Source organism: Pseudomonas sp. Z1-29 (assembly GCF_051131995.1).
GTDB lineage: Bacteria > Pseudomonadota > Gammaproteobacteria > Pseudomonadales > Pseudomonadaceae > Aquipseudomonas.
In genome coordinates this window covers 3923106-3949097 of sequence record NZ_CP071645.1, presented here as the reverse complement: position 1 = coordinate 3949097, position 25992 = coordinate 3923106, and the positions used below count along the sequence as shown (strand labels likewise).

Here is a 25992-nt window from a genome sequence, read left to right as displayed (position 1 = left end):
TCATACTTTATGAATGCCTCGCGGGAGCCCCTCATGAGCGATGACCTCAAACCTCCGTCGCTGGCCGACTGGCAGCGGCTGTTCGACGACAAGGCCTACTTCCAGCAGTCGCCCGACGTTCATTTCACCGAGCTGATGCGGCTGGCCGACGACCTGTTCGGCCAGGGAGCCATTGACCTGGACCGCTGGCAGGAGCTGAAGACCAAGGCGGAGGAACTGCACCAGCGCTCGCCGGATGCGAATGTGGCGGAGGAAGTGGCCGATCCTGACGCCTGATTCTTCGCGGGCCCCTTCGCGAGCAGGCTCGCTCCCACAGAAGCGTGAGCGGGCTCTGCCACAGAGAGTGCATCCCAATGTGGGAGCGAGCCTGCTCGCGAAGAAGACAACCCGGTCCTGATGACAGCCCTTGCCGCCATCCATCCAACCAAACGCCAGCCACTGGCACCACCATCCAAGGAGTCCACCATGAAGCCCGGTCCCGATCAGACCCAACACAACCCCGACGAGCCGGCGTTGCCCGGCGAAGTGGAGCGAGACAACGACGCGCTACGACCGAACGACCCGGCCAAGCGAGAGCAGCAAGGCAATGCCGAGGCGCAGGAAACCGATGCGCAAAAAACCGCACGGGGCGATTGAATCTTGGGTGGCGAGAAACAAACTCCCTCGCCACGCTACGTGAATAATTATTTAAGCGGGCCTCACGGACAGACCTGGCAAGCTCCACTATCATTGTTTTCGTTCGCCCAGTGCCAGGCTCTTTACCAGTGCATGGAATGCCGAGGCCGTCACACTGGGCGAACACCTGCATGACTCAGCCCGCTGTCGGGATGCGCCAGTCATCCGAGCCCGAGGTGCCACAGGCCACGTGAGTCCAAGTGATCTTGCGGTAGCTGAAATGAACGTCCTCCAGATGGGTGAAGTGGCTGTTGCCCGGGTCCTGGCAATTGAGCATGTAATCTTTCATGTCGACGATGGTCGCGTCCTCCAAGGTGGTGGTGTAGTAGTGCTCCTGGGTGCCTGCGGCCGATGTGCGGTACCACTGGATCTCCACCTTCGTCAGGCGCTCGCCGCTGGTCAGGGCTGCCAGCAGCAGGGGCGAAGCCTTGTCGAAGACTTTGGTGATGACCAGGGGTTTGTGCACGCGCTGGCCGGTTGGCTGGCCCGATTGCGGGTCGCGGGGGATGTTCACCTGATGCTCGAAGCCCTGCACCATGACCTGGTCTTCATGACCTTCCTGATAGATGTTGCCTACCGAGTCGGCGGTGAACGCGCCGGCGGTGATCAGGCCTTGTCTGGTGCCTTCGATGGACATGTAAGCGGGGGTAGCCAATGGATGCTCTCCTTCCTGGATAAACTGAGAAGCCCCGGGACGCGAATCGTCCGAAGGCGGTCTGAGCGTTATCAAGAGCCGTGCCATCGGCAAGAAAATATATCCAAATCAAGGTATTAGCTTGTTTTCTGGGCGAGCCTCGGGTCGCGCGCCCGGCAAATCACGCAAACGGCTGCACGCTGCCTCGCATTGATCTGCCCAACCACGAGCCACCGTGTTGCCGGGAGCAAGGCGCGTAAGTCGAGCGGATGCTGCTGTCGGACTTGCGCAACTTGCTGCCCCTCCTTCCTGCGCTGGTTTTCAGAGCCCCAGCGTATACAGACATTCATCGACGGAGCGCTGCTGCGTCTCGGCATACAGCCCCAGTTCATCGATGGTCGGCCGCCCCAGCGCCGTTTCGAAGGCGTGCCGATTGGACTGTCCGGCGTAGTGATTCTGCGCGGCATCGCCCAGGTTCGACTGGAAGATGCCCGCGGCGCTGACCGGAAGGAAATCTTCGTACACCAAGGGTTCGGCGCGCAGGTATTGCTGTTCGAGCAAGTGCTCCAGCGAGCTCGACCGTTCAATCGTGCCCTTGGCGGCCAGCCCCGCTGGCGTCACGAAATAGCGAAAGTACGCCAGCGCTTGTCGGCGCAGTTCGTCGAGGGTGTCAGGGAAGTTGGCGAAGTGTTCAGCCATCAGCGCGTTGTAGCGTTCGGCATTGGCTTCGTTGGGAAACGCGCCCAGGGCGTCCCGCGCCGCGTTCAGCAGTTGATCGTAGAGCGCCCGGCCCTTGGGCGTGAGCGCCGCGCCGCGTTGCTCGATTTCACCAAACCGGGCGCTGTGGCTGCCTTGGGATTCTGGTTGGTCGGTGAACGCGACGGGTTCATCGAGCGCCTTGAAACTGGTCTGGCGCAGCAGGATGGGGCATTGGCGACGGGGCGGGCCTTCGATCACGGCCTTGGGCGTGATGCCATGCACCGGCATCTGGGCCTGGACAATGTCGATGTCCAGGGTGCGCGGCGTCAGGTGATTGATATGCGGGCCCTTGAACGCCACCACGTCGGCAATCAGCCGATGCTGGGCGCTCAGTTGACGGTATTGTTCGGCGGTGACGGTGGCGCTGTGGTGCCAGCGAAAGGTTTCCAGCGCTTGCAGCACAAATTCCTCGGCCTGGGGCTCGGTCAGGCCGCCCTGACGTTCGGCCAACTCGATGAGTTCAAGGGCGCCGGAAGTGAAGATCTGCCGTTTGCCCAGCACCGATTCGGCAAAGGCCCGAAGCTCGGCGTTTTCAATCAGCTCCAGGCGCAACAGCGAAGTGAACACGCGAAAGGGGCTGACTTGCAGTGCGGTTTCATGCACGGCGCGGAAGGCCGTGGAATGCACCGGCACCCCGGCCGGCGTCAGATCGTAATAGCCCACCGGCTGCATGCCCATGACCGCGAACAGCCGACCCAGCATCGCCAGCTCGGCGGCGGTGCCGACGCGGATCGCGCCATGCCGTTCCAGGTCCAGGCGCTGCAGTTCGCCGGTGTTGCACAGGTGTTCGGCCAGTTGCGGATCGTTTCCCAACACGCGGGCGTTGGTTTGCTCCACCAGGTTCATCAACGCGCCGTACAGCGGTACTTCGTCGCGGTACATGTCGGACATCGCCTTGGAGAAGCGTTGGCGGATCAGGTCGGGGCTGACGAAGCTCATCGTGGGAATTCCTGGCGAGGGCTGTGGGAAAGATGGACAAAAGATCGCAGCCTTCGCCAGTGCCGGCAAACGAAGAATCTTCACGACTTCATTCTGCCAGGGACTGATCCACCAGCTCGATCCAGTGCCGCACGGGCGTGCGACCGGCACCGTCAAGGTGGCTCTGGCAGCCGACATTGGCGGTGACGATCAGCTCCGGCCGGCCGCTTTCCAGCGCGTTGAGACGGTTGTCCCGCAATTGTCGCGCCAGCGCCGGCTGGGTCAGCGAATAGGCCCCGGCCGAGCCGCAGCACAGGTGGCCGTCGGGCACCTCGGTGAGGTTGAAGCCCAGCCTTGTGAGCAGGGCTTCGACGGCGCCACCGAGTTTCTGCGCGTGCTGCAAGGTGCAGGGGCAATGGACGGCGATGCGTTGATCCCTGGCGGCGCAGATTGCTTCCAGCGGTTCGTTGCCGAGTACCTGCACCAGGTCCAGCGCGCGTTCGCTGACGTGTTTCGCCTTGGCGGCATAAACCGGGTCGTGCTCCAACAGATGCCCGTAGTCTTTGATAAACGCGCCGCAGCCGCTGGCGGTCTGGACGATCGCCTCGGCGCCGTCTTGCAAGTGCGGCCACCAGGCATCGATGTTGCGTCGGGCGCGGTCCAACCCGGTGGGTTGAGCGTCGAGATGATAATCCAGCGCGCCGCAACAGCCGGCTTCAGGGCTCGCAACGACGCTGATGCCGAGCCGGTCCAGCACCCGGGCGGCGGCCGCGTTGGTGTTCGGCGACAGGCCCGGCTGCACGCAGCCTTCGAGCATCAGCACGCGGCGCGAGTGCCGCACGGCCGGGCGCGTGCCGGGGGACGCCGCCGACCGTGGCAGCTTGGCCTCCAGGTTCGCCGGCAGTAGCGGGCGGAATAGCGTTCCCAGGCGCAGCAGATTCTTGAATCGTTCGGGACTCGCAGCCAGGCCACGCAAGCCGAGACGCAGGGCCCGTTGGCCGGCGGTGCGGGGCACTGCCGCGTCGACCACGGCCCGGCCGATGTCCAGCAGGTTGTGATAATCGACGCCGGACGGGCAGGTGGTTTCGCAGTTGCGGCACGACAGGCAGCGATCGAGGTGCAGTTGGGTGCTGGCGGTTGGCGGCTGGCCTTCGAGCACCTGCTTGATCAGGTAGATGCGTCCGCGCGGGCCGTCCAGTTCATCGCCGAGCAACTGGTAAGTGGGGCAGGTGGCGTTGCAGAAGCCGCAATGCACGCAACTGCGCAGGATCCGTTCGGCCTCTTCGGCGCGAGGCAGGCGTTGGCTTTTTTCACTGAACCGGGTCTGCATCTAGAACTCCGCGTACATTCGGCCAGGATTGAACAGGCCCTGGGGATCAAGCTTCGCCTTGAGTTGACGGTGGTAGCGCAGCAGCGCCGGGGCCAACGGTTGGAACGGCGTTGCGGTTGCGCCAGGACGATAGCAGACGGCATGGCCACCCCATTCCCGCGCCAGGGCCTGGACCGTATCGGCTTCGGTTTTCAGCCAGCGCTGCGCGCCCGCCCAATCGATCAGTTGCGCACCGGGCAAGTCGAGCGGGCCGGTAGCATTGGGCAGCGACAGGCGCCACAGGGGAAGGTCTTCAGCGAAGAATGGCAGGCGATGTTCATTCAGCTCGGTCCAGTATTGATCGTCGATGGCTTCGCCGCCCAGGCGCTGATGGGCCGCGCTGACCGAACCCTCGCCGCCTTCCAGGCGCAGGCGCAGACAATCGCCGTCGTGGCTGGCTGCGCTGATGGGCAAGGGTTGTCGGCCCCATTCGGCGAGTTTTTCCAGGGCTTCGCGGCTGTCCATTTCCAGGCGGATGCTCAAGCCGTGGCGGGGCTTGGGCAGCACTTTCAAGGACACTTCGGTGATCACCCCCAGGCAACCGAAACTGCCGGCCAGCAGGCGCGACAGGTCGTAGCCGGCGACGTTTTTCATCACCTCGCCGCCAAAGCGCAACAGGTGGCCGTGGCCGCTGATCATCCGCGTGCCGAGCACATAGTCGCGCACCGAGCCGGCCCACGGACGGCGCGGCCCCGACAATCCGGCGGCGACCATGCCGCCCACCGTGGCGTCCGCGCCGAACGCCGGCGGCTCGCAGGGCAGCCGCTGCCCGGCGGCGTCCAGCGCGGCCAACAGTTCCCGCAGCGGGGTGCCGGCGCGGGCGGTGATGACCAGCTCCGTGGGGTCGTAGTCAACGATCCCTCGATGCGCACGGGTGTCCAGCACCTCGCCGGCCACTTGGCGTCCCAGGAAAGCCTTGCTGTTGGAGCCCTGGATGCGCAGCGGCGTATCGCTCGCGCGAGCGCGATTGACCTGCTCCAGCAGCAGCTCGCTGGCGTCGCGGTCGACTTGCGCGATCATCAGAATCGCTCCAGTTCAGGAAATGGCAATTGCGCGCCATGGATATGCATCGCGCCAAATTCAGCGCAGCGGTTCAGGGTCGGTATGTTCTTGCCGGGGTTGAGCAGGCCATGCGGATCGAACGCGGCTTTCACCGCGTGGAACAGCAGCAGCTCGTCGCTGTTGAACTGCGTGCACATCTGGTTGATTTTCTCCCGGCCGACGCCGTGTTCACCGGTGATGCTGCCGCCCACCTGGACGCACAGTTCGAGGATCTTCCCACCCAGGGTTTCGGCGCGCTCCAGCTCGCCCGGCTGGTTGGCGTCGAACAGGATCAGCGGGTGCATGTTGCCGTCGCCGGCATGGAACACGTTGGCGACCCGCAGGCCGTGTTCGCTGCCCAGGCTGGCGATGCGCTGCAAGACCTCGGGCAATGCCCGCCGGGGGATGGTCCCGTCCATGCAGTAATAGTCCGGAGCCAGGCGGCCTACCGCCGGAAACGCATTCTTGCGTCCGGCCCAGAACCGCAGGCGTTCGGCCTCGTCCCGGGCCAGGCGCACCTCGGTGGCGCCGGCCCGTTGCAGCACCTGGCGGACCCGTTCGCAGTCATCGTGGACATCGGCCTCGACGCCATCGAGCTCGCACAGCAGGATCGCTTCGGCGTCGACCGGGTAGCCGGCGTGGATGAAATCCTCGGCGGCGCGGATCGCCAGGTTGTCCATCATTTCCAGGCCGCCGGGGATGATCCCGGCTGCGATGATCTCGGCCACCGCTCGTCCGGCCTTGTCCACCGAATCAAAACTGGCCAGCAGCACCCTGGCAACCTGGGGGCGGGGCAACAGCTTGACGGTGACTTCGGTGATGATCCCCAGCAGGCCTTCGGAGCCGGTGAACAACGCCAGCAGGTCCAGGCCTGGCGAGTCCAGGGCCTCGCTGCCCAGCACCAGGCGTTCGCCTTCGATGGTGAGGATTTCCAGCTTCAGCAGGTTGTGCACCGTCAGGCCGTATTTCAGGCAATGCACGCCACCGGCGTTCTCCGCGACGTTGCCGCCGATGGAGCAGGCGATCTGCGAGGAAGGGTCCGGCGCGTAGTACAACCCGAACGGCGCCGCCGCCTGGGAAATCGCCAGGTTGCGCACCCCTGGCTGCAGGCGCGCGGTGCGGGCGTCGGGGTCGATGTGCAGGATCTGGTTGAAGCGCGCCATGACCAGCAACACGCCGCTTTGCAGGGGCAGGGCGCCACCGGACAGGCCGGTCCCGGCGCCCCTGGCCACCACCGGCACATTCTGTTCATGGCACAGCTTGAGCAAGGCCTGCACCTGCTCGACCCGCCGCGGCAGCACGACCAGCAGGGGCGTGGTCCGGTAGGCAGACAGCCCATCGCATTCGTAGGGCCTGAGGTCTTCGTCGCGGTGCAGGATATCCAAGTCCGGAATACGTGCCTGCATGGCGTCGAGCAGGGCCTGCTTGTGCACTTTCGGCAGCGGGCCGTCGAGCTGCTCGTCGTAGAGGATGTTCATCGGATGGTTGCCTCAACCTGTGGCGAGGGAGCTTGCTCCCGCTGGGCCGCGAAGCGGCCCAAAAATTTTGTGTAGAAACAAAAAACCTGGGCCTGCTGCGCAGTCCAGCGGGAGCGAGCTCCCTCGCCACGGTACTTAACCCGGCTGACGTCACTGCCCCAACCCCTTCAGAAAATCCCGGTACAACGCCGCAGTCTTGCCTGGTTTTTCAACCATCGGCATATGCCCGACCCCGTCCCAGATTTCCACCCTGAGGTCGGTGATGCCCTTGCTCCATACCGGTACGCTGCTGACGTCGATCAACCGGTCCTTGCGTCCCCAGAGTAGCAACGAAGGGGCGCGGATGTCGGCCAGGCGCGGTTCCATTGGTGGGCTGGCGCGTAAATCGACGAAGATCTCCGCCAATTCCTCCCGGCGCTGTTCATAACGCTCGGCCAGCGCCGCCAGCACCACGCTGGGCAGCCAGGGCGGCGAGGCCATGGTCATGGCGTAGAACGGCGCGAAATCGTCTCGAGAATCAACCAGGAACGGATTGTGGCCGGCGGCCAGGTGGCGTTCCATGTCGCTGGGTTCGGGGGCGGTGACACCGGCCGGATCGATCAGCGCCAGGGTCAACACCCGCTCAGGTGACGTCGCCGCCAGCCAGGCTGCGAGGTAACCACCCATGGAGTTGCCGATCACATGGACCTTGTCCAGGCCACAGGCATCGAGCAATTCGATCACTCGCCGCGCCTGGGTCGGGATGTCATAACCGCCGCCGGTCTTGAAGCCGGTTTCGCCATGGCCGGCCAGGTCGGGAATCACCACCCGGTAATCGCCGACGAAATACCGGGCGAAGCGCAACCAGAGGTTCTTGTCGGCGCTGTAGCCATGCAGCATCAGCACGCTGCCGGACGCTTCATAGGGCCCGCCCTGCCAGGTCGACACCGTCATTTCGCTGATCGGCACGGTAATTTTATGCAGCCGGTAGAGACGCGCCTCCAGCGCCATGCCCAGGTCATACAGCACATGGCCGATGCCCGGATACGTCAACCAGCTCCAGGCGATGAACACCGCAAGGACCACCCACAACACCAGCATGTTGTTGCCTCCATATCAGGACAAGGCGATCGAGACCCTGTACCAACGAATTTCCCTTTTTCATGTATAGCCAAAATCCGCGGGGAACCACGCTGATCGGTCGGAATAAATACCCCTGCATCGATAGTGGCTATTTGACCTCGCCCTGATAGACTGCCCAAAACCTATCCCGGCCCCGGGAGACCGGTGGTGCAGAGGCCTCTATGCATAAAACGGGAAAAAAGGGATTGTCGCTGGCCAGGAGGCTCTACACATCCCGAATCCTCGGCCTTGCGCTGGGGTTGCTGGTGGTGAGCGCCGCGCTCTATCCCCTCGACCCGGCGCCCTGGGTCTGGGGCTTCATGCTGTCCAACGGGTTGCTCTGGCCGCACGTGTCCTACCAATGGGCCCGTCGTTCGACGGTGCCGTACCATGCCGAGCACCGCAACCTGGTGATCGACGCCTTCCTCGGTGGCTTCTGGGTCGCCGCGATGCAATTCAACCCGCTGCCCACGGCCGTGACACTGGCGATGATGGCAATGAACAACGTGGCCATCGGCGGCCTGCGTTTCCTGTTGGTCGGGGCTGTGGCCCAGGTTGCCGGTATCACCGTCGGGATATTCATGTTCCCCTTTGCCAGCGTACCCATGACCAGCCCGGCGCAGCTATACGCCTGCTTGCCGTTGCTATGCCTGTACCCGCTGGCGCTGGGCTGGATCTGCTTTCGCCAGGCGCACACCCTGGGCCGACAGAAACGCGAATTGCTGGCCCTGAGCCGTACCGACAGCCTGACCGGCCTGCTCAACCATGGCGCCTGGAAGGACCGGCTCAACGAGGCATTCCAGCACTGCCGACGCCAGTCACCGGACGGGGCAGGGCATGGCGTGATCGCGCTGATCGATATCGACCACTTCAAAGCCATCAATGACACCTACGGCCATGGCGCCGGTGATGTCGTGCTGCGTCAGCTCGGCAAGCTGCTGGGGCAGAACCTGCGGGCCACGGACATCGTCGGGCGCTATGGCGGCGACGAGTTCGGGGTGATCCTGCCGGACCTGACGCTGCTCAGCGCGGTGCAGGCGATGGAGGGGCTACGCGAACGCTTCACCGCGCAGGACTACGGACGTGACCCGGCGCTGAAAGTGAGCCTGAGCATCGGCCTGGCGGCCTTCACGGCGGATTATGCCGATGCGACCGCCTGGCTCGACGACGCCGACCAGGTGCTCTATGAAGCCAAGACCAGCGGACGCAACCGGGTTGTCTGTCAGCGACATCGGCCGGTGCTGGAGGCGTCCGCGGTCTAGAGCCTTGGCGCATTGTCGGGTAGGGTGCTGGTTGACCTTCCCGATGATGCTTTCCAATGAAACAAGGATGAACTCATGACCGTTATCGCTCGTCGCTCCCGTCTCGCCGTCAGCCTCGGCCTGAGCCTGGCCCTTGGCGCCTTTGCCCCTGCCGCCCTGGCGCAGCCCCATCAACAGGTGCTGGCCGATGCCGAGCAGTACAAGGGCGAGGCGCTGAAATTGCTTGAACGCCTGGTGAACATCGACTCCGGTTCCGGTTATGTGCCGGGGCTGACCCAGGTCGGCGACATCGCCATCGACGAGTTGCAGAAGCTCGGCGCCACCATTGAAAAAGTGCCCAATTCGGACGGCAGCCACCATGTCCTGGCGACGTTCAAGGGCACCGGCAAGGCGAAAATCCTGCTGATGGCCCATATGGACACGGTGTTCAAGGAAGGCTCGGCGGCCGAACGTCCCTTCCGTATCAAGGATGGCCGCGCCTACGGGCCGGGGGTGATGGATGACAAGGGCGGCATCGTTGCGGGCATCTATGCGCTGAAGGTGCTGAAGAACCTGGATTTCAAGAATTACGCGCAGATCACGTTCCTGCTCGATGCCAGCGAAGAGACTGGTTCGGACGTCGCCACCGACCTGATCAAGAAAACCGCCAAGGCCCATGACGTGACCCTCAACCTTGAACCGGGGCGCCCGGCCGACGGCCTGGTGGTGTGGCGCAAGGGCAGCGCAACCGCGTTGGTGGAGGTCAAGGGCAAGGCGGCCCACGCCGGCGTCGCACCGGAACTGGGGCGTAACGCGGCAATGGAAGCGGCGCATCAGATACTGCAACTGGGCAAGCTGGGCGACGCGGAAAAGAAGACCACCATCAACTTCACCGTGCTCAAGGCCGGTGACCGGACCAACGTGATCCCCGACCAGGCCACGGCCAAGGCCGACGTGCGCGCAGCGGTGCCGGAAGAATTCGACCGCATCGAAAAAGACCTGGCCCGGGTCTCGAAGGACAAGCTGATCGCCGACACCGAAGTCACCACCAGCCTGCATCGCGGTTTGCCGCCCATGCCCCAGACCGCCGAGTCGGACCGGTTGATGGCCATGGCCCAGGGCATCTATGGCGAGCTGGGCCGCAAACTGACCGAGGAAGGCAGCGGCGGCGCGGCGGACGCCAGCCTGTCCGCCGGCGTTGGTACACCCACGCTGGACGGATTTGGCATCGTCGGCGGCAATATCCATACGCCCGAGGAATATGCCGAGGTCGAAAGCGTGGTGCCGAGGATTTATCTGCTGACGCGAATGATCATGGAGTTGGCGGCACGGTAGTATCCCGCGGAAGAAAGGCTTTTCGTGGCGAGGGAGCTTGCTCCCGCTGGGCCGCGAAGCGGCCCCAAGGATTTTGTGTTGAAACAAAAAACCTGGGCCTGCTGCGCAGTCCAGCGGGAGCAAGCTCCCTCGCCACGACAGGGTTGTGCTTGGCTAGCGTGGGTCGACGTTGTCCAGGGCGCGGTTTGCGAGGAGTGCGCCCAGTTCGATCAGTTGCTGGATGCCCAGGGCAATGTGGCGTCGTGAATCTTCCAGGTCGAAGGCCAGGTAACCGACCATGGCGTTGGCCGAGGCGAGGGTTTCGCTGAGGTTGGCGAGCAGGGATTCGGTGTCGATGCCGTTGATGACGGTGAAGAGTTGGCCGGGATCGGTTTCTCTTGGAGCGGCGGTGGCTGGATCGGTGTCCGGTGGGTTGGGTGTTGGTTTGAACATGGTGAATCTCCGATGCGTCTGAAGGAGCCGTAACCCTCTCGCTACCAAACGAAGGGTGGTGGCCATACGAAGGTTGGTAGACCGGGCATCGGAAGCCGGCGTCTCCGGAGAGACCCTGCGCAGGGCCACCATAAAGCGAAGCGCATGATTGCACTCACAAGAGGTGACGCTATGCACCGAAAGCCCGGGCTACCAAACCCGATCGCTGATTTTTCAACGACCAGACAACAGTAAAGCCCAACCCCAAGGCGCACAAGCCGGCGGATTCTGGCGTAGTTGTAGGCAAAGGCGCAAGACGCTGGAGTTCGGTCCTACACAGAGGCCCACGCGGTAAACCCAGAGGCTTTTCGTGGCGAGGGAGCTTGCTCCCGCTGGGCCGCGAAGCGGCCCCAAGGATTTTGTGTTGAAACAAAAAACCTGGGCCTGCTGCGCAGTCCAGCGGGAGCAAGCTCCCTCGCCACAATAGGGTTGTGCTTGGCTAGCGTGGGTCGACGTTGTCCAGCGCGCGGTTTGCCAGGAGTGCGCCCAGTTCGATCAGTTGCTGGATGCCCAAGGCGATGTGGCGTCGTGAATCTTCCAGGTCGAAGGCCAGGTAACCGACCATGGCGTTGGCCGAGGCGAGGGTTTCGCTGAGGTTGGCGAGCAGGGATTCGGTGTCGATGCCGTTGATGACGGTGAAGAGTTGGCCGGGATCGGTTTCTCTTGGATCGGCGGTGGCTGGATCGGTGTCCGGTGGGTTGGGTGTTGGTTTGAACATGGTGAGTCTCCGTGAACGGGTTGAGCCGCCACGACCTATCGCTAAACAAGTAAGGTGGCGGCTGTACGCAGGTTAGCGATCCGGGTCACAGAAACCCCGGGTAGACCAGAAGGTCTCCCGCGCACAGCCACCATGACGCAAATTGCAGAGTTAAAAAACTGCAATCGAGACTGGGCTTGTAGCTTCTGAGTCTGGAGCCGGATCGCTAAACCCGATCGCTGATCTTTCAACGACCGGGCCACAGTAAAGCCCAGCCCCAAGGCGCACAAGCCGGCCGATTCTGGCGTAGTTGTAGGCAAAGGCGCAAGACGCGGGAGTTCGGTCCTACACAGAGGCCCGCTCGGTAAACCCTGAGGCTTTTCGTGGCGAGGGAGCTTGCTCCCGCTGGGCCGCGAAGCGGCCCCAAGAATTTTGTGTTGATACAAAAACCTGGGCCTGCTGCGCAGTCCAGCGGGAGCAAGCTCCCTCGCCACAAGGGGTTCAGTAAACCCAAACCTCCACCCGCCGATTGCGCACCCGGCCTTCGTCTTCATTGTTGGCCGCCACTGGCATCAGCGCGCCGAAGCCGCGGACCTCGCGCAACGTCACGCCGTATTTGACCAATTCCCGCCGCACCGCCATGGCGCGCAATTTCGACAGCAGGTCGGCTCGCGCCGGGTCGTCCTTGAGGTCGCCAAAACCCACCAGGGTCACGCGCCGATCGAGTTTTCCGTGTTGCCTTATATAGTCGAGTACCCGGCCGAGGTCTTGGTGGGCCTTGTTGTCCAGGCTGGCGCTGCCTTCCTCGAAGCGGAAATTCACGGTCAGGCGCTGGGCATGGCGGCTCAAGGCCTGGTAACCCTCCGGCATCAGCGCGTTGGGCGTGACGGACATGGCCTGGATGGTCTGGGCGATGAATCCGTTGGCCGCGACGATGGCCTGGCCTTGTTCACTTTGGCTGAAGTCGACCAGGGCTTCGGCCCACGGGTTGGTTTGCGCTGGCGGCAAGTAGAAAAACAAGCGCCGGGACAGGGGATAATCCTCGGTGGCGATCAGGTTGTTCAGCGGCAACATGGGCTGCGAGGCGCCGTCAACGAGCGCCAGGGGTTTGGCCTGACGCACATAGGGCAAACCGATGAAGCCGATGCCTTGCGGATCCTGGCTGACCGCATCGGACAATTGCTCACTGGATTCGAAGCGCTGGGCCGCAGGATCGAGCTTTTTTCCTTGTCGGTTGAGTACCAGTTCCTTGAAGGTATCGTAGGTGCCGGACTGTTCGTCCCGCGCGTATAAATGAATGGCCCCGCCGACGCTGCCCACCGCTTCCCAGGTCTTTGCCTCACCGCTGAAAATGCGCGCCAGTTGCACGGTGTCGAGCTGACGCAACGGGTTTTGCGGATGCAGAATAATCGCCAGGCCGTCGATGGCGATGACCTGCTCGGCCATCGGGCTTTTCAAGTCGCCGAGGGCCGACAGGTCCTTCAGTTCACCGTCCTTGATCGGTCGGGAAGAGGCTGCCAGATCAGCGCTGGCTTGCTTGAGAGCGGCGAATCCGGTGCTGGAACCGTGGGCCGCGATGTCGATCTGGACGCGTTTGCCTTCGGCGGTCCAGCCAACGATCCGTTGCTCATTGTCCCGGCCGGTTATTTCGCTGCTGACCCTGAGCAGCCCCTGGCCTTGCATCAGGCCCTTGACCAGGGCCGGCCCCAGTGCCGCGCCGATGGTGTTGGAGCCCTGGATGCGCAGGGCCGGGCCGTGTTCGGGAACGGGCAAGGCGCCGGCCCATGCCATGAGCGGCAGCCAGAAGCTCATGAAAAACACAACGCACAGCCGCATGCCGGCACCTTTTGAACCAGGGAGGTGCCGGAAGATTAAGTCAGTCAGGTTACTTAAAGATGACGAGGTTGCGACGCGGAGCGATGACCGACGCGGTCGAATGTGGGAGCGAGCCTGCTCGCGAAAGCGCTGTGTCAGGCGCCATCATTGCGACAGGAATAGCGCTTTCGCGAGCAGGCTCGCTCCCACAGGAATGGATGCAGCTTTGGATCAGCTCAGTTCCAGCCAGATCGGCGCGTGGTCCGAGGGTTTTTCCATGCCGCGCAATTCATAATCCACGCCGGCGTCCTTGACCCGTGGCAGCAGGCCTTGGGACGCAAGGATCAAATCGATGCGCAGGCCGCGCTTGGGCTCGTCCTCGAAACCGCGGCTGCGGTAGTCGAACCAGCTGAAGCGGTCACTGACGTCCGGGTTCAGGTGACGGAAGCTGTCCACCAGACCCCAATTCTTCAGGCGCGCCATCCATTCGCGTTCCTCCGGCAGGAAGCTGCATTTGCCGGTCTTCAGCCAACGCTTCATGTTGTCCGGGCCGATACCGATGTCGCAGTCTTCCGGAGAAATGTTCACATCGCCCATCACCACCACCGGCTGGTCGTTGCTGAAGCGGGCTTCCAGCAGTTGCTGCAAATCGCTGTAGAAGCGCTGCTTGGCCGGGAACTTGGTCGGATGGTCGCGACTTTCACCTTGAGGGAAATAACCGTTCATGATGGTCACCGGCACGCCATTGGCATCGGCGAAGGTGCCCCAGATGAAACGCCGCTGGGCGTCTTCGTCGTCAGTCTCGAAACCTTTGTGCAGGGTCAGCGGCGCCTGGCGCGAGAGCAGGGCGACGCCGTAATGGCCTTTCTGCCCGTGGTAATGCACGTGATAACCCAAGGCTTGCACCTCGGCCAGGGGAAATTGTTCGTCGTGAACCTTGGTTTCCTGCAACCCGATGACGTCAGGCTGGTGCTTGTCGATCAGTGCCGCCAACTGATGGGGACGGGCACGCAGCCCGTTGATGTTGAAGGAGACGATCTTCATGGTCGGCTGTCCTGGCAAAACTGCGATGCTAGCTGACATGTCGGAAGGGAGCCAGCGTGGCGGTAGGACAAATGCACTGCTAATGTCCTCTGGCATGTAGGAACGATCACAGCCCTGACGGGTTCGTAGTCAATAAGAGCAGGGCCTCACCGAGCCTCGCCCAGGAGATCCACCACCATGCCTGACGCCATTACCGCTGATATCCACATGCTCGACAGCGGCTATTCCCGCGAAGCGCGTTCATTGCTGTACCAGGCCTACCGCCATGAGCCGACCTTCAGCTACCTGTTCGAATCCGAGCGTCCCGGTTACGAACAGCGGGTGCGGGCGACGGTGCGTGAACTGGTCAAGCAGCATTTCTTCCAGGACCTGCCAGCGATCGGCCTGTTGGTCAACGACCGCCTGATCGGCATCGCCCTGATTGCCCCGCCGCAGCGGCGCCTGGGCATTACCGAAAGCTGGGCCTGGCGCCTGCGCATGGTCTTGAGCACGGGGTTTCGCTGCACCCGGCGTTATCTGGAATATCACGCCGCGGTGCTGGCCTGCCTGCCATCGGACGCGGTCCATGTGCTGCCACTGCTGGGGGTTCATCCGCAGTTCCAGGGCCAGCATTACGGCGAACAGTTGCTTGAGGCAGTCCATAACTGGTGTGCGGTGGACGAGCATTCCCAAGGCGTCGTGCTCGATACCGGCAACCCGCGCTACCTGGAATTTTATAAACGCCAGGGCTATGAGGAAATCGGCGAAATCGCGGTAGGACCGGTCCGCGAGCATGTGTTCTTTCACGCCAACCCGCAGGTTTTACACAGCGCGACGGCATAATCGGACGAACTTTTGCGAAGCGTCCGGCTCTATCAGGCTCCCAAGCTCGTGATAGCATCCGCGCCATGAATTTCCCAGGACGAATGACCAGTGGCGCGCTCTTGCTGTCCCTCAGCTGCGCCGCGCTGGCACAAAGTGTATTGGATGTACGGGTCAAACCGTCCAATGACGAGCTCAAGGCCAATGTAGAGGGCTATATCGGTGGCCTCGGTGAGCGTGACGAAGAGGCACTGCTGCGTTTCAGTCGCGGCGCCGAGGAGCAGGCGCGCAAGGCGGCCCAGGCGCTCGGCTATTACCAGCCGCAGATCGACAGCGAGGTCAAGGCTGGCAAGGACCCGCGCCTGATCCTGACCATCGACCCCGGCGAGCCGGTGCACCTGCGCAATGTCACGATCCGCATCGACGGCCCGGCGGCTTCGCTGAAGAGTTTCCGGGTGCCGGCCAACGCCGGTCTCAAACCGGGTGCGGTGCTCAATCACGGACGCTATGAAGATGCCAAGCGGACGATCCAGAACCAGGCCTCGCGTTATGGTTTTTTCAGCGGAAAGTTTGTCAGCCAGACGTTGCGCGTGGATCCCAAGGCTGGCGTTGCCGATGTCGAGCTGATCTACGACAGCGGCCCGCGTTACGCCCTGGGACCGGTCAGTTTCGAGGGCGATACGCCGTTCGACGAGGACCTGCTGCAGCGCATGGTGCCGTTCAAGGCGGGCGCGCCCTACGATTCCGAATTGATTGCCGAACTCAACCAGGCCTTGCAGTCGAGCGGTTATTTCGAAGGCGTGCGCGTTGATGCGGCGCCCACCGCGGCCACCGAGAATGTGATCCCGGTGGCGGTCAAGCTCGACACCCGCAAGCCGCGCACCATGGGCCTGGGCCTGGGATTTTCCACTGACGTCGGCCCGCGCGCCAAGGCCAACTGGACGCGTCACTGGGTCAATCCCCAAGGCCACAGCTATGGCTGGGAAGCGGAAATATCGGCGCCCCGGCAAAACGTCGGCCTCTGGTACGACGTGCCGCTCGACCCGCCACTGACTGACAAGATGCGCTACGCCGGCGGCTACCAATATGAAGAACTGTCCGGCACCGACACCCTCAGCAAACTGCTGACCGTGGGCCCCGAGTGGCACAGCAAGCTGCCCAGCGGCTGGCAGCGGGTGGTGTCGCTCAAATGGCAGCGCGAAGAATACCGCCTCGGCGACGATTCGGGCCTGAGCACCTTGCTGATGCCCGGCGTCAGCTATTCGTACCTGCGCAGCGACAACCGCATCGACCCGCATAACGGCTATCGCCTGCAATTCGACACCAAGGTCGCCAAGGAAGGACTCGGCTCGGACAACAACCTCTTGTATGGCACGGCCATGGTCAAGGGCCTGACCACGGTATTCGACAAACATCGCCTGTTGGCCCGGGCCCAGGTGGGCGGCAGCGCCACCAACGGCTACAAGTCGATCCCGCCGTCCCTGCGCTTTTTCGCCGGTGGCGACCAGAGCGTGCGTGGCTACGACTACCAGAGCCTGTCGCCGGAGAACTCCGAGGGCGATCGCATCGGCGGTCGCTACATGGTGGCCGCCAGCGTCGAGTATCAATATTCGGTCGCGGAGAAATGGCGCGTGGCGACTTTCGTCGACCAGGGCAACTCCTTCAACAGCCTTGAACTGCCAAGCCTCAAGACCGGGGTCGGCGTCGGCGTGCGCTGGGTCTCGCCGGTCGGCCCGATCCGTCTCGACCTGGCCCATGCGATGGACGACGACGGCGGCATTCGACTGCACTTTTCCATGGGGCCCGAGTTGTGAATCGCGGTTTGAAATTAGTGCTCCTGGCGCTCGCCGGGTTACTGCTGACGGTCGTCCTGGCCTTGAGCATTGTGTTGGGCACCGCCTTTGGCAGCCGTTGGGCTCTCGGCCTGGTACCGGGCCTGAGCGTGGAGAATTTCCAGGGGCGGCTGGGCGGGCGGTGGAGCGCCGATCGGGTGCTGTGGCAGCAAGATACCCGCCGGGTGGCGCTGGAGCGGCCGAACTTCGCCTGGTCGCCGTCGTGCCTGCTGCGCATGACCCTGTGCATCGAACAGCTCAAGGCCGACGCCATCGCCGTGCAGTTGCCAGCCACCGCCGATGAACCGAGCAGCGGCCCGATCAGCCTGCCGGACCTGGACTTGCCGCTGGCGATCGAACTGGGCGATGTGCAGGTGGGCAGCCTGTCGTTCAACGGTAGCGAGCAGCTCAAGGGGCTGCAACTGGTGGCGCACTGGACCGCCGAGGGTTTGCAGATCGACTCGGTGCAGTTGCAGCGCGACGAACTGAGCCTGAAGTTATCCGGCCTGCTGCAACCGCACGGCGACTGGCCGCTGAACGCGACGGGCCAGCTGACCCTGCCAGCGCCGGGCGCGACGCCTTGGGCGCTGGACCTAAAAGTCGCCGGCGACCTGCTCAAGACCCTCAACCTTACGGCCGACAGCAGTGGTTACCTGCAAGGCCGCCTGACGGGCGAACTGCAACCGCTGGCGGATAACCTGCCGGCCAAAGTGCGCATCACCGCCGACGGCTTCAAGGCCAGCGCCGATCTGCCGGACACGCTGCTGCTCAACCAACTGGAACTGACCGGCGAAGGCGACCTGAAGAACGGTTATCAACTGCTCGGCAAGGCGACTCTGCCCGCCGACAAGGGGCCGGTGGCGTTGCTGCTGCAAGGCCAGGTGGACGCCAATGGCGCGCAAGTCGCCGGGCTGGATCTCGACGCCGGCAACCAGCAGACCCTCAAGCTCACCGGGCAGTTGGATTGGCGTGAAGGGCTGAACGCCGAAGCAAAAGTCGCCTGGCTGGATTTCCCCTGGCATCGCCTTTATCCGCTGATCGACGAGCCGCAAGTCACGCTGCGCAGTTTTAATGGCGAAGTCTCGTACACCGACGGCCAGTACCTGGGCAATTTCCAGGCGGCGCTGGACGGTCCCGCCGGGGCGTTCAGCCTGGGCAGCCCGTTCAGCGGCAACCTGAGGCAAATCCACTTGCCTGAACTCAAGCTTGCCGCCGGACAGGGCAAGGCCGAAGGGCATCTGGACCTGCAGTTTGCCGACGGCATCGCCTGGGACACCGCGCTGCAACTGTCATCGGTCAATCCGGCGTACTGGCTCGCCGAACTGCCCGGCACGCTGGCCGGGCCGTTGCGCAGTAAAGGCTCGATGAAAAACCAGCGCATGGAACTCGACGCGGACGTGGACCTCAAGGGCAAGCTGCGCGGCCAGCCGGCACTGTTCCAGGCCAAGGCCAGCGGCGCCGGCGAGCAATGGAACCTCGGCGCACTGGATATCCGCCTCGGCGACAACCGCATCAACGGTACGGGCAACCTGCAACAGCAGCTGACCGGCCTGATCGACATCAAGCTCTCGCGCCTGGCCCAGCTCTGGCCGCAGTTGCGCGGTCAGGTCAGCGGGCGTGTCGACGTGGCCGGCACGCTCAAGGCCCCCCAGGGCAAGCTCGACTTGCAAGGCACGCAACTGGCGTTTCAGGACAACCATCTGCAAAGCCTGAACCTGGACGCGACGCTCGACGGCGCGCAACGGGGCAAAGTCGATCTCAAGGCCAGCGGTATCCGCAGCGGCGAAACTTCCCTTGGCGTCCTGACGTTGAGCGGGCGGGGCGATATCAAGCAACAGCAACTGACGGTCGACCTGCAAGGGCCCCAGTTGAAAACCAGCCTGGCCCTTGATGGCACGCTGGATCAGGGCAGCTGGCGTGGACGCCTGGCCAGTGGCGACCTGCGGGTCGGCGGTCAGGACTGGCGCCTGCAAGCGCCGGCGAAGCTGGAACGGCTGGCCAACGGTACGCTGAACTTCGGTGCCCACTGCTGGCGCTCCGGCCAGGCCAGCCTGTGCGGCGAAGACCAACGGCTGATGCCGGAGCCGAAGCTGCGCTATCACCTCAAGCAATTCCCCATCGAAAGCCTGGCCCAGTGGATGCCCAAGGATTTTGCCTGGCAAGGCCGGCTCAACGCCGACCTGCAACTGGACCTGCCGGCCAGCGGCCCGAATGGCCGGGTGCTGGTGGATGCCAGCGGCGGCACGTTGCGGATTCGGGATAAAGAACAGTGGCTGGACTTCCCCTACCAGACCCTGACGCTCGACAGCCGCCTGACACCCACGCGCATCGATACCGATCTGAATTTCGTCGGCGCCAGGCTCGGCGAACTGATGGTCCAGGCGCGGATCAATCCGTTGCCAGCGAGCAAGCCGCTGAGCGGTTCGTTCCGCCTGAGTGGCCTGGACCTGTCCGTCGCCCGTCCGTTCGTGCCGATGGTGGAAACCCTCACGGGTCACTTGAACGGCAGTGGCACGCTGTCCGGCGGGCTGCTCGCGCCCCAGGTCAACGGCAACCTGGTGCTCAGCGACGGCGAAGTGTCCGGCCCCGAACTGCCGGTCAGCCTCGAAGCCTTGCAACTGCGGGCGATGATCGCCGGTGAAACGGTGCGTCTGGATGGCGATTGGAAGAGTGGCAAGAGCGGGCAGGGCCGCCTGACCGGGAACATCGGCTGGGGCGAGGCGCTGACCATGGACCTGGCACTCAAGGGCTCGCAACTGCCGGTGACCGTCGAACCCTATGCGGTGCTGGACGTGGCGCCGGACTTGAAAATCACGCTGCAGGGCGAGCGGCTGGCGATTGCCGGCAAGGTCCTGGTGCCGAAGGGCGAGATCACCATTCGCGAATTGCCGCCGTCAACCGTCAAGGTTTCGGACGACACGGTGATCGTCGGCCACCAGACCGAAGAGGGCAAGGCACCGATGGCCATGGCAATGGACATCGACGTGCTCGTCGGCCAGGAGAAGCTTGCCTTTTCGGGATTCGGGCTCACCGCCAACGTCCAGGGGCAGGTGCACATTGGCGATAACATGGACACTCGCGGCGAACTCTGGCTCAACGACGGCCGCTATCGGGCCTATGGGCAGCGGTTGACGGTGCGCCGGGCGCGCTTGTTGTTCGCCGGGCCTATCGATCAGCCGTACCTGGACATCGAGGCGATCCGCCAGACCGACGATGTGATCGCCGGCATCCGCTTGAGCGGCAGCGCCGAGCAACCCACCACGCAAATCTTCTCGGAACCGGCCATGAGCCAGGAGCAGGCGTTGTCGTACCTGGTGCTGGGCCGGCCGCTGAGTACCACTGGCGAAGACAACAACATGCTCGCCCAGGCCGCACTGGGCCTGGGCTTGATGGGCAGTTCCGGCGTGACCACCAGCCTGGCCAACAACCTGGGAATCGAGGATTTCCAACTCGACACCCAGGGCAGCGGCAACGAAACCAGCGTGGTCGCCAGCGGCAACCTGTCGGAAAAACTCAGCCTGCGCTACGGCGTCGGAGTGTTCGAACCGGCCAATACCATTGCCCTGCGCTACAAGCTGAGCAAGAAGGTCTACCTCGAAGCCGCCAGCGGCGTCGCCAGCTCGCTGGATATCTTCTACAAGCGCGATTTCTGATTTACCCCAACCCTGCCCTCCTTGTGGGAGCGAGCCTGCTCGCGAATGCGGTCTGACAGCCAAGATTTCTGCTGACTGACGTACCGCCTTCGCGAGCAGGCTCGCTCCCACAGAGGTTTATGCATAGCTAACTAACTATTTGTTTGACATTTGCTGCCTAAGCAGTAACATCTGGACATACATTCACTGCCTAGGCAGCTAACGGTATCCAGATGAAGCATTTCACCCCGGACGAATTCCACAATTGCCATCTCGGCATGCTCCTTGGCCGCGCCGCGGCGCTCAAGGACCGGATCATCGACACCCACATGGAGCCTGTCGGCATCACCGCCGCGCAGTTCAAGGTGTTGATCATCATGGCCCAGCACGGCATCGATACGCCGGTCGAGCTGTGCCGGTACCTGTCGCTGGACAGCGGCTCGATGACCCGCATGCTCGACCGCCTGGAGCAGAAGGGCTTTCTGGTTCGCCAGCGCTCGGCACAGGATCGGCGCCAGGTTCGTCTGGTGCTGACCGACGCCGGCCAGGCCCTCGCCGATCGCCTGCCGTTCATCGGTGCCGACGCCATGAATCAACTGGCCGGCGCCATCAGCCGCGAGGAGCTGCAAACCCTCGAAGACATCCTCAAGAAAATACTGCTCGCCGCCGGTGACCCCATCACCGTCCTGCGATTGGGGGCCAAATGAAACATCAAACCTTGCGTAGCCGCCTGAGCCTTGTGCTGTTGGCCATGAGCCTCGCCGGTTGTGCCAGCTACAGCGGCCTGAAGACCGAGGGCGTCAGCCTGGAGGCTAAGAGCCTGCAGGCTGGGCAATCGCTGACCGGGGTCAAACTGTCGCCCGCGGCGTGGCCGAAAAACGACTGGTGGAAAAGCCTTGGCGACCCGCAACTCGACGGCCTGATCCGTGAAGCGCTGCGCGACAGCCCGGACATGCAGATCGCCAGCGCCCGGGTGCACCAGGCCAGCGCCGCTGCCTATGCCGCAAATGCCGCGCGCCTGCCGACCCTCGACGCCAGCGGCAGTATCAGCCGTTCGCGCCTGGCTCGTGACCAGGACCCGCAAGGGCAGGGCGGCGCCTATAGCACCCTGCGTTCGCTGAGCGTCGATTTCAATTACAACTTCGACCTCTGGGGCGGCCAACGTGCCGCCTGGGAAGCGGCCCTGGGCCAGGCCCGCGCCGCCGAGATCGATCGCCAGGCCGCGCAACTGACCCTCGCCGCCGACGTGGCCCGGGCCTACAGCGACCTGGGCCAGGCCCACATCATTTATGACCTGGCCAATGAAGATCTCAAGCGCACGCGGCAGATGCTCGACCTGGGCAAACGCCGTCTCGGTGCCGGGATCGACAGCGAATACCAGTTCCAGCAGACCGAAAGCCTCGAAGCCAGCGCCGATGCGACGCTGATCGACGCGGAAAAACGCCTGCAAAGCGCAAAGATCGCCTTGGCGGTGCTGCTGGGCAAAGGTCCCGACCGGGGCAACGACATCGCCCGGCCCAACGTGCTGCAGGCCAGCGCGGTTGCCCTGCCGTCGAATCTGCCGGCCGAGTTGCTCGGTCGCCGTCCCGACCTGGTCGCGGCGCGGTGGCGGGTCGAGGCCGCGAGCAAGAACATCGAGGCCGGCAAGACCAACTTCTACCCCAACCTCAACCTGAGCGCGGCGGCGGGGGCGCAATCGCTGCTGGGTGACGCGATGTTCGGCGCGCCCAGTCGTTTCTTCAACGTGGCGCCGACCGTGTCGTTGCCGATCTTCGATGGCGGCCGCCTGCGGGCGGACCTGGATGCCCGGGACGCCGATTACGACCTGGCGGTGGCGCAATACAACAAGAGCCTGGTCGCGGCCCTTGGCGACGTCAGCGATACCATCAACCAGTTGCGCGACATCGGTCGGCAGCTCGGCGCCCAGCAACACGCGGTGGATATCGCCCGGAACTCCTACGACACCGTGGTCCAGCGCTACGGTTCCGGCATCGGCAATTACCTGGACGTGTTGAGCATCGAGCAACAACTGCTCCAGGCCCAGCGCCAACTGGCGACCCTCAATGCCGAGCAGATCGATCTGTCGATCCAACTGATGCAGGCCCTGGGCGGTGGTTTCGATACCCAGACCATCGCTTCGGCCACTCCGGCCGCCACCGCGCCGACTCACTGATTCGAGGTACTTGTCATGGCAACTGCCGAAACTACCCAGGAAACCCAACAGGACAGCGGCAACCCGCGCAAGCGCAAGGTGTTGCTGCTGGCCCTGGCCCTGATCGTCATTCTCGCCGGCGTCGGTGTCTGGGCCTGGCATGAACTTTATGGACGCTGGAGCGAAAGCACCGACGATGCCTACGTGAACGGCAACGTGGTGGAAATCACCCCGCAAGTCATCGGCACCGTGGTGAGCATTGGTGCCGATGACGGTGACCTGGTGCGCGAAGGCCAGGTGCTGGTGCAGTTCGACCCGAACGACGCCGAAGTTGCCTTGCAAAGTGCCCAGGCCAACCTGGCCCATACCGTGCGCCAGGTGCGTGGTTTGTACAGCAATGTCGACGGCATGAAAGCGCAGGTGCATGCGCAGGAAGCGGAAGTGCAGAAGGCTCGGGAAAACTACAACCGACGCAAGAACCTGGCGGCCGGCGGGGCGATTTCCCAGGAAGAACTGTCCCACGCCCGGGACGATCTGACCTCGGCGCAGAACGCCCTGGCTAACGCCCGGCAACAACTCATGACGACCAGCGCGCTGGTGGATGACACCGTGGTGTCGAACCATCCCGACGTACAGGCGGCGGCCGCGCAATTGCGCCAGGCTTACCTGAGCAATGCTCGCAGCACCTTGATTGCGCCGGTGACCGGTTACGTCGCCAAGCGCACCGTTCAGCTCGGGCAGCGCGTGCAGCCGGGCACGGCGCTGATGGCGGTGATCCCGCTGGACCAGTTGTGGATCGACGCCAACTTCAAGGAAACCCAGCTACGTGACATGCGCATCGGCCAGCCGGTGGACATCGAGACCGACCTTTATGGCAGCGACGTGAAGTACAGCGGCACGGTGGACAGCCTGGGCGCCGGTACCGGCAGCGCGTTTGCCTTGCTGCCAGCGCAGAACGCCACCGGTAACTGGATCAAGATCGTCCAGCGGGTGCCGGTGCGCATTCATATCAATGCCGAGGAGCTGGCCAGGCATCCACTACGGGTCGGCCTGTCGACCCAGGTCAACGTCAATCTCCACGACCAGAGCGGCCCGGTACTGGCCCAGCAGCCACCACAAAAAGCCTCGTTCAGCACTCAGGTCTACGCCCGCCAGCTGGCCGATGCCGACGCGATGATCACTCGACTGATTCATGAGAACAGCGCGGCGGCGAGCAAGACCGCACAGCGCTAGTCAATGACGGCACGGACCGGCCCTGTGGGAGCGAGCCTGCTCGCGAAAGCGGCGGGCCAGCTTGCCTCCATGGTGACTGACACAGCGCTTTCGCGAGCAGGCTCGCTCCCACAGGGTTCGTGTCTTGACCTGACAATTTAACCACCTCCGATTCAGGATTCTCGCAATGAGCAATAACGCGTCCTTCACGCCGCCCAGCCTGTTGCTCAGCACCATCGGGTTGTCGCTGGCGACGTTCATGCAGGTGCTCGATACGACCATCGCCAACGTCGCCTTGCCGACCATTTCCGGCAACCTGGGCGTCAGTTCCGAGCAGGGCACCTGGGTCATTACCTCGTTTGCGGTGAGCAATGCGATCGCGCTGCCGCTGACCGGTTGGCTGAGCCGCCGGTTTGGCGAGGTGAAACTGTTTTTGTGGGCAACGATGCTGTTCGTCCTGGCCTCGTTCCTCTGCGGGGTTTCCACGTCGATGCCCGAGCTGATCGGTTTTCGTGTGGTTCAGGGCCTGGTGGCCGGGCCTCTGTATCCGATGACCCAGACCTTGCTGATTGCCGTGTACCCGCCGGCCAGGCGCGGGATGGCCTTGGCCTTGCTGGCGATGGTCACGGTGGTGGCGCCGATCGCCGGGCCGATCCTGGGCGGCTGGATCACCGACAGCTACAGCTGGCCGTGGATTTTCTTCATCAACGTGCCGATCGGGATTTTCGCGGTGCTGGTGGTGCGTCAGCAGCTCAAGGCGCGGCCGGTGGTCACCAGTCGCCAGCCGATGGATTACGTCGGGTTGATCACCCTGATCATCGGTGTCGGGGCGTTGCAGGTGATCCTCGACAAGGGCAACGACCTGGATTGGTTCGAGTCGAACTTCATCATCGTCGGCGCGCTGATTTCGGTCGTTGCGCTGGCCGTGTTCGTGATCTGGGAAATGACCGACCGCCATCCGGTGGTCAACCTGCGGCTGTTTGCCTATCGCAACTTTCGCATCGGGACGATTGTGTTGGTAGGCGGTTATGCCGGATTCTTCGGCATCAACCTGATCCTGCCGCAGTGGTTGCAGACCCAGATGGGTTATACCGCCACCTGGGCCGGCCTGGCGGTTGCGCCCATCGGGATCCTGCCGGTGTTGATGTCACCTTTCGTTGGCAAATACGCCCACAAGTTCGACCTGCGCCTGCTGGCCGGGCTGGCGTTCCTGGCGATCGGTTTGAGTTGCTTCATGCGCGCCGGGTTTACCAACGAGGTGGATTTCCAGCACATCGCCCTGGTGCAGCTGTTCATGGGCATCGGCGTGGCGCTGTTCTTCATGCCGACCCTGAGCATCCTGATGTCGGACCTGCCGCCCCAGCAGATCGCCGACGGCGCGGGGCTGGCGACGTTTCTGCGGACCCTGGGCGGCAGTTTTGCCGCGTCGCTGACCACTTGGATCTGGATCCGCCGCGCCGACCAGCACCATGCCTACCTGAGCGAAAGCATCAGCACTTTCGAACCGGCCACGCGCGAGACGATCAACCAGCTCGGCGGGGCGAGCACGCCGGTGTACGCCCAGCTCGACCAGATCCTCACCAGCCAGGCGTACATGCTCTCCACCGTGGATTACTTCACGCTGCTGGGCTGGGCGTTCATGGGGTTGATCCTGCTGGTGTGGCTGGCGAAACCGCCGTTTGCGGCGAAGGCCGGGCCTGCCGCCAGCGGTCATTAAACCAAACACAACCCCTGTGGGAGCGAGCCTGCTCGCGAATGCGGATTATCAGTCAGTGATGTTTGACT

The 25992-nt window shown here is 63.5% G+C and carries 21 protein-coding genes; 11 read left to right on the top strand and 10 right to left on the bottom strand.

Features of this window, described 5'->3' with window-relative positions; all coding sequences use genetic code 11:
- Window positions 1-33: 33 nt before the first annotated feature.
- On the top strand, window positions 34-276 hold the full coding sequence (locus tag J3P84_RS17855; protein ID WP_434624840.1) for a hypothetical protein: 243 nt from the start codon (window positions 34-36) through the stop codon (window positions 274-276).
- Window positions 277-465: 189 nt separating this feature from the next.
- Window positions 466-636, top strand: a complete 171-nt coding sequence (locus J3P84_RS17850; protein ID WP_434624838.1) for a hypothetical protein — start codon at window positions 466-468, stop codon at window positions 634-636.
- Between the two features lie 175 nt (window positions 637-811).
- Here J3P84_RS17850 and J3P84_RS17845 read toward each other — a convergent pair whose 3' ends face one another.
- The 6 genes from J3P84_RS17845 to J3P84_RS17820 form a co-directional block, all read right to left on the bottom strand.
- Window positions 812-1330, bottom strand: a complete 519-nt coding sequence (locus tag J3P84_RS17845) for an Hcp family type VI secretion system effector (RefSeq protein ID WP_434624836.1) — start codon at window positions 1328-1330, stop codon at window positions 812-814.
- A 300-nt stretch (window positions 1331-1630) separates the two neighbouring features.
- Window positions 1631-3007 (bottom strand): 2-oxoadipate dioxygenase/decarboxylase HglS, encoded by a 1377-nt coding sequence (hglS, locus tag J3P84_RS17840; RefSeq protein ID WP_434624834.1) that lies wholly within the window; start codon window positions 3005-3007, stop codon window positions 1631-1633.
- 88 nt (window positions 3008-3095) lie between these two features.
- Window positions 3096-4316, bottom strand: coding sequence for a glycolate oxidase subunit GlcF (glcF, locus tag J3P84_RS17835; protein WP_434624832.1), 1221 nt, complete (start codon window positions 4314-4316; stop codon window positions 3096-3098).
- Window positions 4317-5375, bottom strand: coding sequence for a glycolate oxidase subunit GlcE (glcE, locus tag J3P84_RS17830; protein WP_434624830.1), 1059 nt, complete (start codon window positions 5373-5375; stop codon window positions 4317-4319).
- Window positions 5375-6874 carry a glycolate oxidase subunit GlcD gene (gene glcD, locus J3P84_RS17825; RefSeq protein WP_434624828.1) on the bottom strand — a complete coding sequence of 500 codons (1500 nt, stop codon included), beginning with the start codon at window positions 6872-6874 and terminating at the stop codon, window positions 5375-5377. The genes glcE and glcD overlap by 1 nt, the downstream gene beginning before the upstream one ends.
- 150 nt (window positions 6875-7024) lie before the next feature.
- The gene (locus tag J3P84_RS17820) at window positions 7025-7954 is read right to left on the bottom strand and encodes an alpha/beta fold hydrolase (RefSeq protein ID WP_434624826.1); all 930 of its coding nucleotides are present in this window, start codon (window positions 7952-7954) and stop codon (window positions 7025-7027) included.
- A gap of 203 nt (window positions 7955-8157) precedes the next feature.
- Here J3P84_RS17820 and J3P84_RS17815 point away from each other — a divergent pair, with 203 nt between their 5' ends.
- Both J3P84_RS17815 and J3P84_RS17810 read left to right on the top strand, forming a co-directional pair.
- Window positions 8158-9237, top strand: a complete 1080-nt coding sequence (locus tag J3P84_RS17815) for a diguanylate cyclase (protein WP_434624824.1) — start codon at window positions 8158-8160, stop codon at window positions 9235-9237.
- 75 nt (window positions 9238-9312) lie between these two features.
- Entirely contained in the window at window positions 9313-10551 is a 1239-nt protein-coding gene (locus tag J3P84_RS17810) for a M20/M25/M40 family metallo-hydrolase (protein WP_434624822.1), read from the top strand.
- Between the two features lie 153 nt (window positions 10552-10704).
- Here the strand turns inward: J3P84_RS17810 and J3P84_RS17805 are convergent, their stop codons facing one another.
- The 4 genes from J3P84_RS17805 to xthA all read right to left on the bottom strand — a co-directional run bounded on the left by J3P84_RS17805 (window position 10705) and on the right by xthA (window position 14578).
- Complete coding sequence (locus tag J3P84_RS17805) at window positions 10705-10983, bottom strand: DUF6124 family protein (protein ID WP_305495705.1); 279 nt, start codon at window positions 10981-10983, stop codon at window positions 10705-10707.
- A gap of 478 nt (window positions 10984-11461) precedes the next feature.
- The gene (locus J3P84_RS17800; RefSeq protein WP_434624820.1) at window positions 11462-11740 is read right to left on the bottom strand and encodes a DUF6124 family protein; all 279 of its coding nucleotides are present in this window, start codon (window positions 11738-11740) and stop codon (window positions 11462-11464) included.
- A 480-nt stretch (window positions 11741-12220) separates the two neighbouring features.
- Complete coding sequence (locus J3P84_RS17795; protein ID WP_434624818.1) at window positions 12221-13555, bottom strand: substrate-binding domain-containing protein; 1335 nt, start codon at window positions 13553-13555, stop codon at window positions 12221-12223.
- A 210-nt stretch (window positions 13556-13765) separates the two neighbouring features.
- Window positions 13766-14578, bottom strand: a complete 813-nt coding sequence (gene xthA / locus J3P84_RS17790) for an exodeoxyribonuclease III (RefSeq protein ID WP_434624816.1) — start codon at window positions 14576-14578, stop codon at window positions 13766-13768.
- 177 nt (window positions 14579-14755) lie between these two features.
- Here xthA and J3P84_RS17785 point away from each other — a divergent pair, with 177 nt between their 5' ends.
- From J3P84_RS17785 to J3P84_RS17755, 7 genes are all read left to right on the top strand, one after another.
- Window positions 14756-15400, top strand: a complete 645-nt coding sequence (locus J3P84_RS17785; protein ID WP_434569098.1) for a GNAT family N-acetyltransferase — start codon at window positions 14756-14758, stop codon at window positions 15398-15400.
- A 65-nt stretch (window positions 15401-15465) separates the two neighbouring features.
- Complete coding sequence (locus J3P84_RS17780) at window positions 15466-17193, top strand: autotransporter assembly complex protein TamA (protein ID WP_434624814.1); 1728 nt, start codon at window positions 15466-15468, stop codon at window positions 17191-17193.
- The gene (locus J3P84_RS17775) at window positions 17190-20864 is read left to right on the top strand and encodes a translocation/assembly module TamB domain-containing protein (RefSeq protein ID WP_434624812.1); all 3675 of its coding nucleotides are present in this window, start codon (window positions 17190-17192) and stop codon (window positions 20862-20864) included. Before J3P84_RS17780 ends, J3P84_RS17775 begins: the two co-directional genes overlap by 4 nt.
- Before the next feature lie 212 nt (window positions 20865-21076).
- Entirely contained in the window at window positions 21077-21550 is a 474-nt protein-coding gene (locus J3P84_RS17770; RefSeq protein WP_305495695.1) for a MarR family winged helix-turn-helix transcriptional regulator, read from the top strand.
- Window positions 21547-23016: an efflux transporter outer membrane subunit gene (locus tag J3P84_RS17765; protein ID WP_434624810.1), complete on the top strand. Its 1470-nt coding sequence runs from the start codon at window positions 21547-21549 to the stop codon at window positions 23014-23016. The genes J3P84_RS17770 and J3P84_RS17765 overlap by 4 nt, the downstream gene beginning before the upstream one ends.
- 15 nt (window positions 23017-23031) lie before the next feature.
- Entirely contained in the window at window positions 23032-24228 is a 1197-nt protein-coding gene (locus J3P84_RS17760; RefSeq protein WP_434624808.1) for an efflux RND transporter periplasmic adaptor subunit, read from the top strand.
- A gap of 166 nt (window positions 24229-24394) precedes the next feature.
- Complete coding sequence (locus J3P84_RS17755; RefSeq protein ID WP_434624806.1) at window positions 24395-25924, top strand: DHA2 family efflux MFS transporter permease subunit; 1530 nt, start codon at window positions 24395-24397, stop codon at window positions 25922-25924.
- Window positions 25925-25992 lie beyond the last annotated feature (68 nt).

What these genes read in the sequence shown, in the direction of transcription:
- hglS (WP_434624834.1), bottom strand. Translation starts at nt 3,007, where the DNA reads ATGAGCTTCGTCAGCCCCGACCTGATCCGCCAACGCTTCTCCAAGGCG.
- glcF (WP_434624832.1), bottom strand. Translation starts at nt 4,316, where the DNA reads ATGCAGACCCGGTTCAGTGAAAAAAGCCAACGCCTGCCTCGCGCCGAA.
- J3P84_RS17800 (WP_434624820.1), bottom strand. Translation starts at nt 11,740, where the DNA reads ATGTTCAAACCAACACCCAACCCACCGGACACCGATCCAGCCACCGCC.
- J3P84_RS17815 (WP_434624824.1), top strand. Translation starts at nt 8,158, where the DNA reads ATGCATAAAACGGGAAAAAAGGGATTGTCGCTGGCCAGGAGGCTCTAC.
- J3P84_RS17805 (WP_305495705.1), bottom strand. Translation starts at nt 10,983, where the DNA reads ATGTTCAAACCAACACCCAACCCACCGGACACCGATCCAGCCACCGCC.
- J3P84_RS17820 (WP_434624826.1), bottom strand. Translation starts at nt 7,954, where the DNA reads ATGCTGGTGTTGTGGGTGGTCCTTGCGGTGTTCATCGCCTGGAGCTGG.
- J3P84_RS17855 (WP_434624840.1), top strand. Translation starts at nt 34, where the DNA reads ATGAGCGATGACCTCAAACCTCCGTCGCTGGCCGACTGGCAGCGGCTG.
- J3P84_RS17850 (WP_434624838.1), top strand. Translation starts at nt 466, where the DNA reads ATGAAGCCCGGTCCCGATCAGACCCAACACAACCCCGACGAGCCGGCG.
- xthA (WP_434624816.1), bottom strand. Translation starts at nt 14,578, where the DNA reads ATGAAGATCGTCTCCTTCAACATCAACGGGCTGCGTGCCCGTCCCCAT.
- glcE (WP_434624830.1), bottom strand. Translation starts at nt 5,375, where the DNA reads ATGATCGCGCAAGTCGACCGCGACGCCAGCGAGCTGCTGCTGGAGCAG.
- J3P84_RS17760 (WP_434624808.1), top strand. Translation starts at nt 23,032, where the DNA reads ATGGCAACTGCCGAAACTACCCAGGAAACCCAACAGGACAGCGGCAAC.
- J3P84_RS17765 (WP_434624810.1), top strand. Translation starts at nt 21,547, where the DNA reads ATGAAACATCAAACCTTGCGTAGCCGCCTGAGCCTTGTGCTGTTGGCC.
- J3P84_RS17785 (WP_434569098.1), top strand. Translation starts at nt 14,756, where the DNA reads ATGCCTGACGCCATTACCGCTGATATCCACATGCTCGACAGCGGCTAT.
- J3P84_RS17795 (WP_434624818.1), bottom strand. Translation starts at nt 13,555, where the DNA reads ATGCGGCTGTGCGTTGTGTTTTTCATGAGCTTCTGGCTGCCGCTCATG.
- J3P84_RS17770 (WP_305495695.1), top strand. Translation starts at nt 21,077, where the DNA reads ATGAAGCATTTCACCCCGGACGAATTCCACAATTGCCATCTCGGCATG.
- glcD (WP_434624828.1), bottom strand. Translation starts at nt 6,874, where the DNA reads ATGAACATCCTCTACGACGAGCAGCTCGACGGCCCGCTGCCGAAAGTG.
- J3P84_RS17780 (WP_434624814.1), top strand. Translation starts at nt 15,466, where the DNA reads ATGAATTTCCCAGGACGAATGACCAGTGGCGCGCTCTTGCTGTCCCTC.
- J3P84_RS17755 (WP_434624806.1), top strand. Translation starts at nt 24,395, where the DNA reads ATGAGCAATAACGCGTCCTTCACGCCGCCCAGCCTGTTGCTCAGCACC.
- J3P84_RS17810 (WP_434624822.1), top strand. Translation starts at nt 9,313, where the DNA reads ATGACCGTTATCGCTCGTCGCTCCCGTCTCGCCGTCAGCCTCGGCCTG.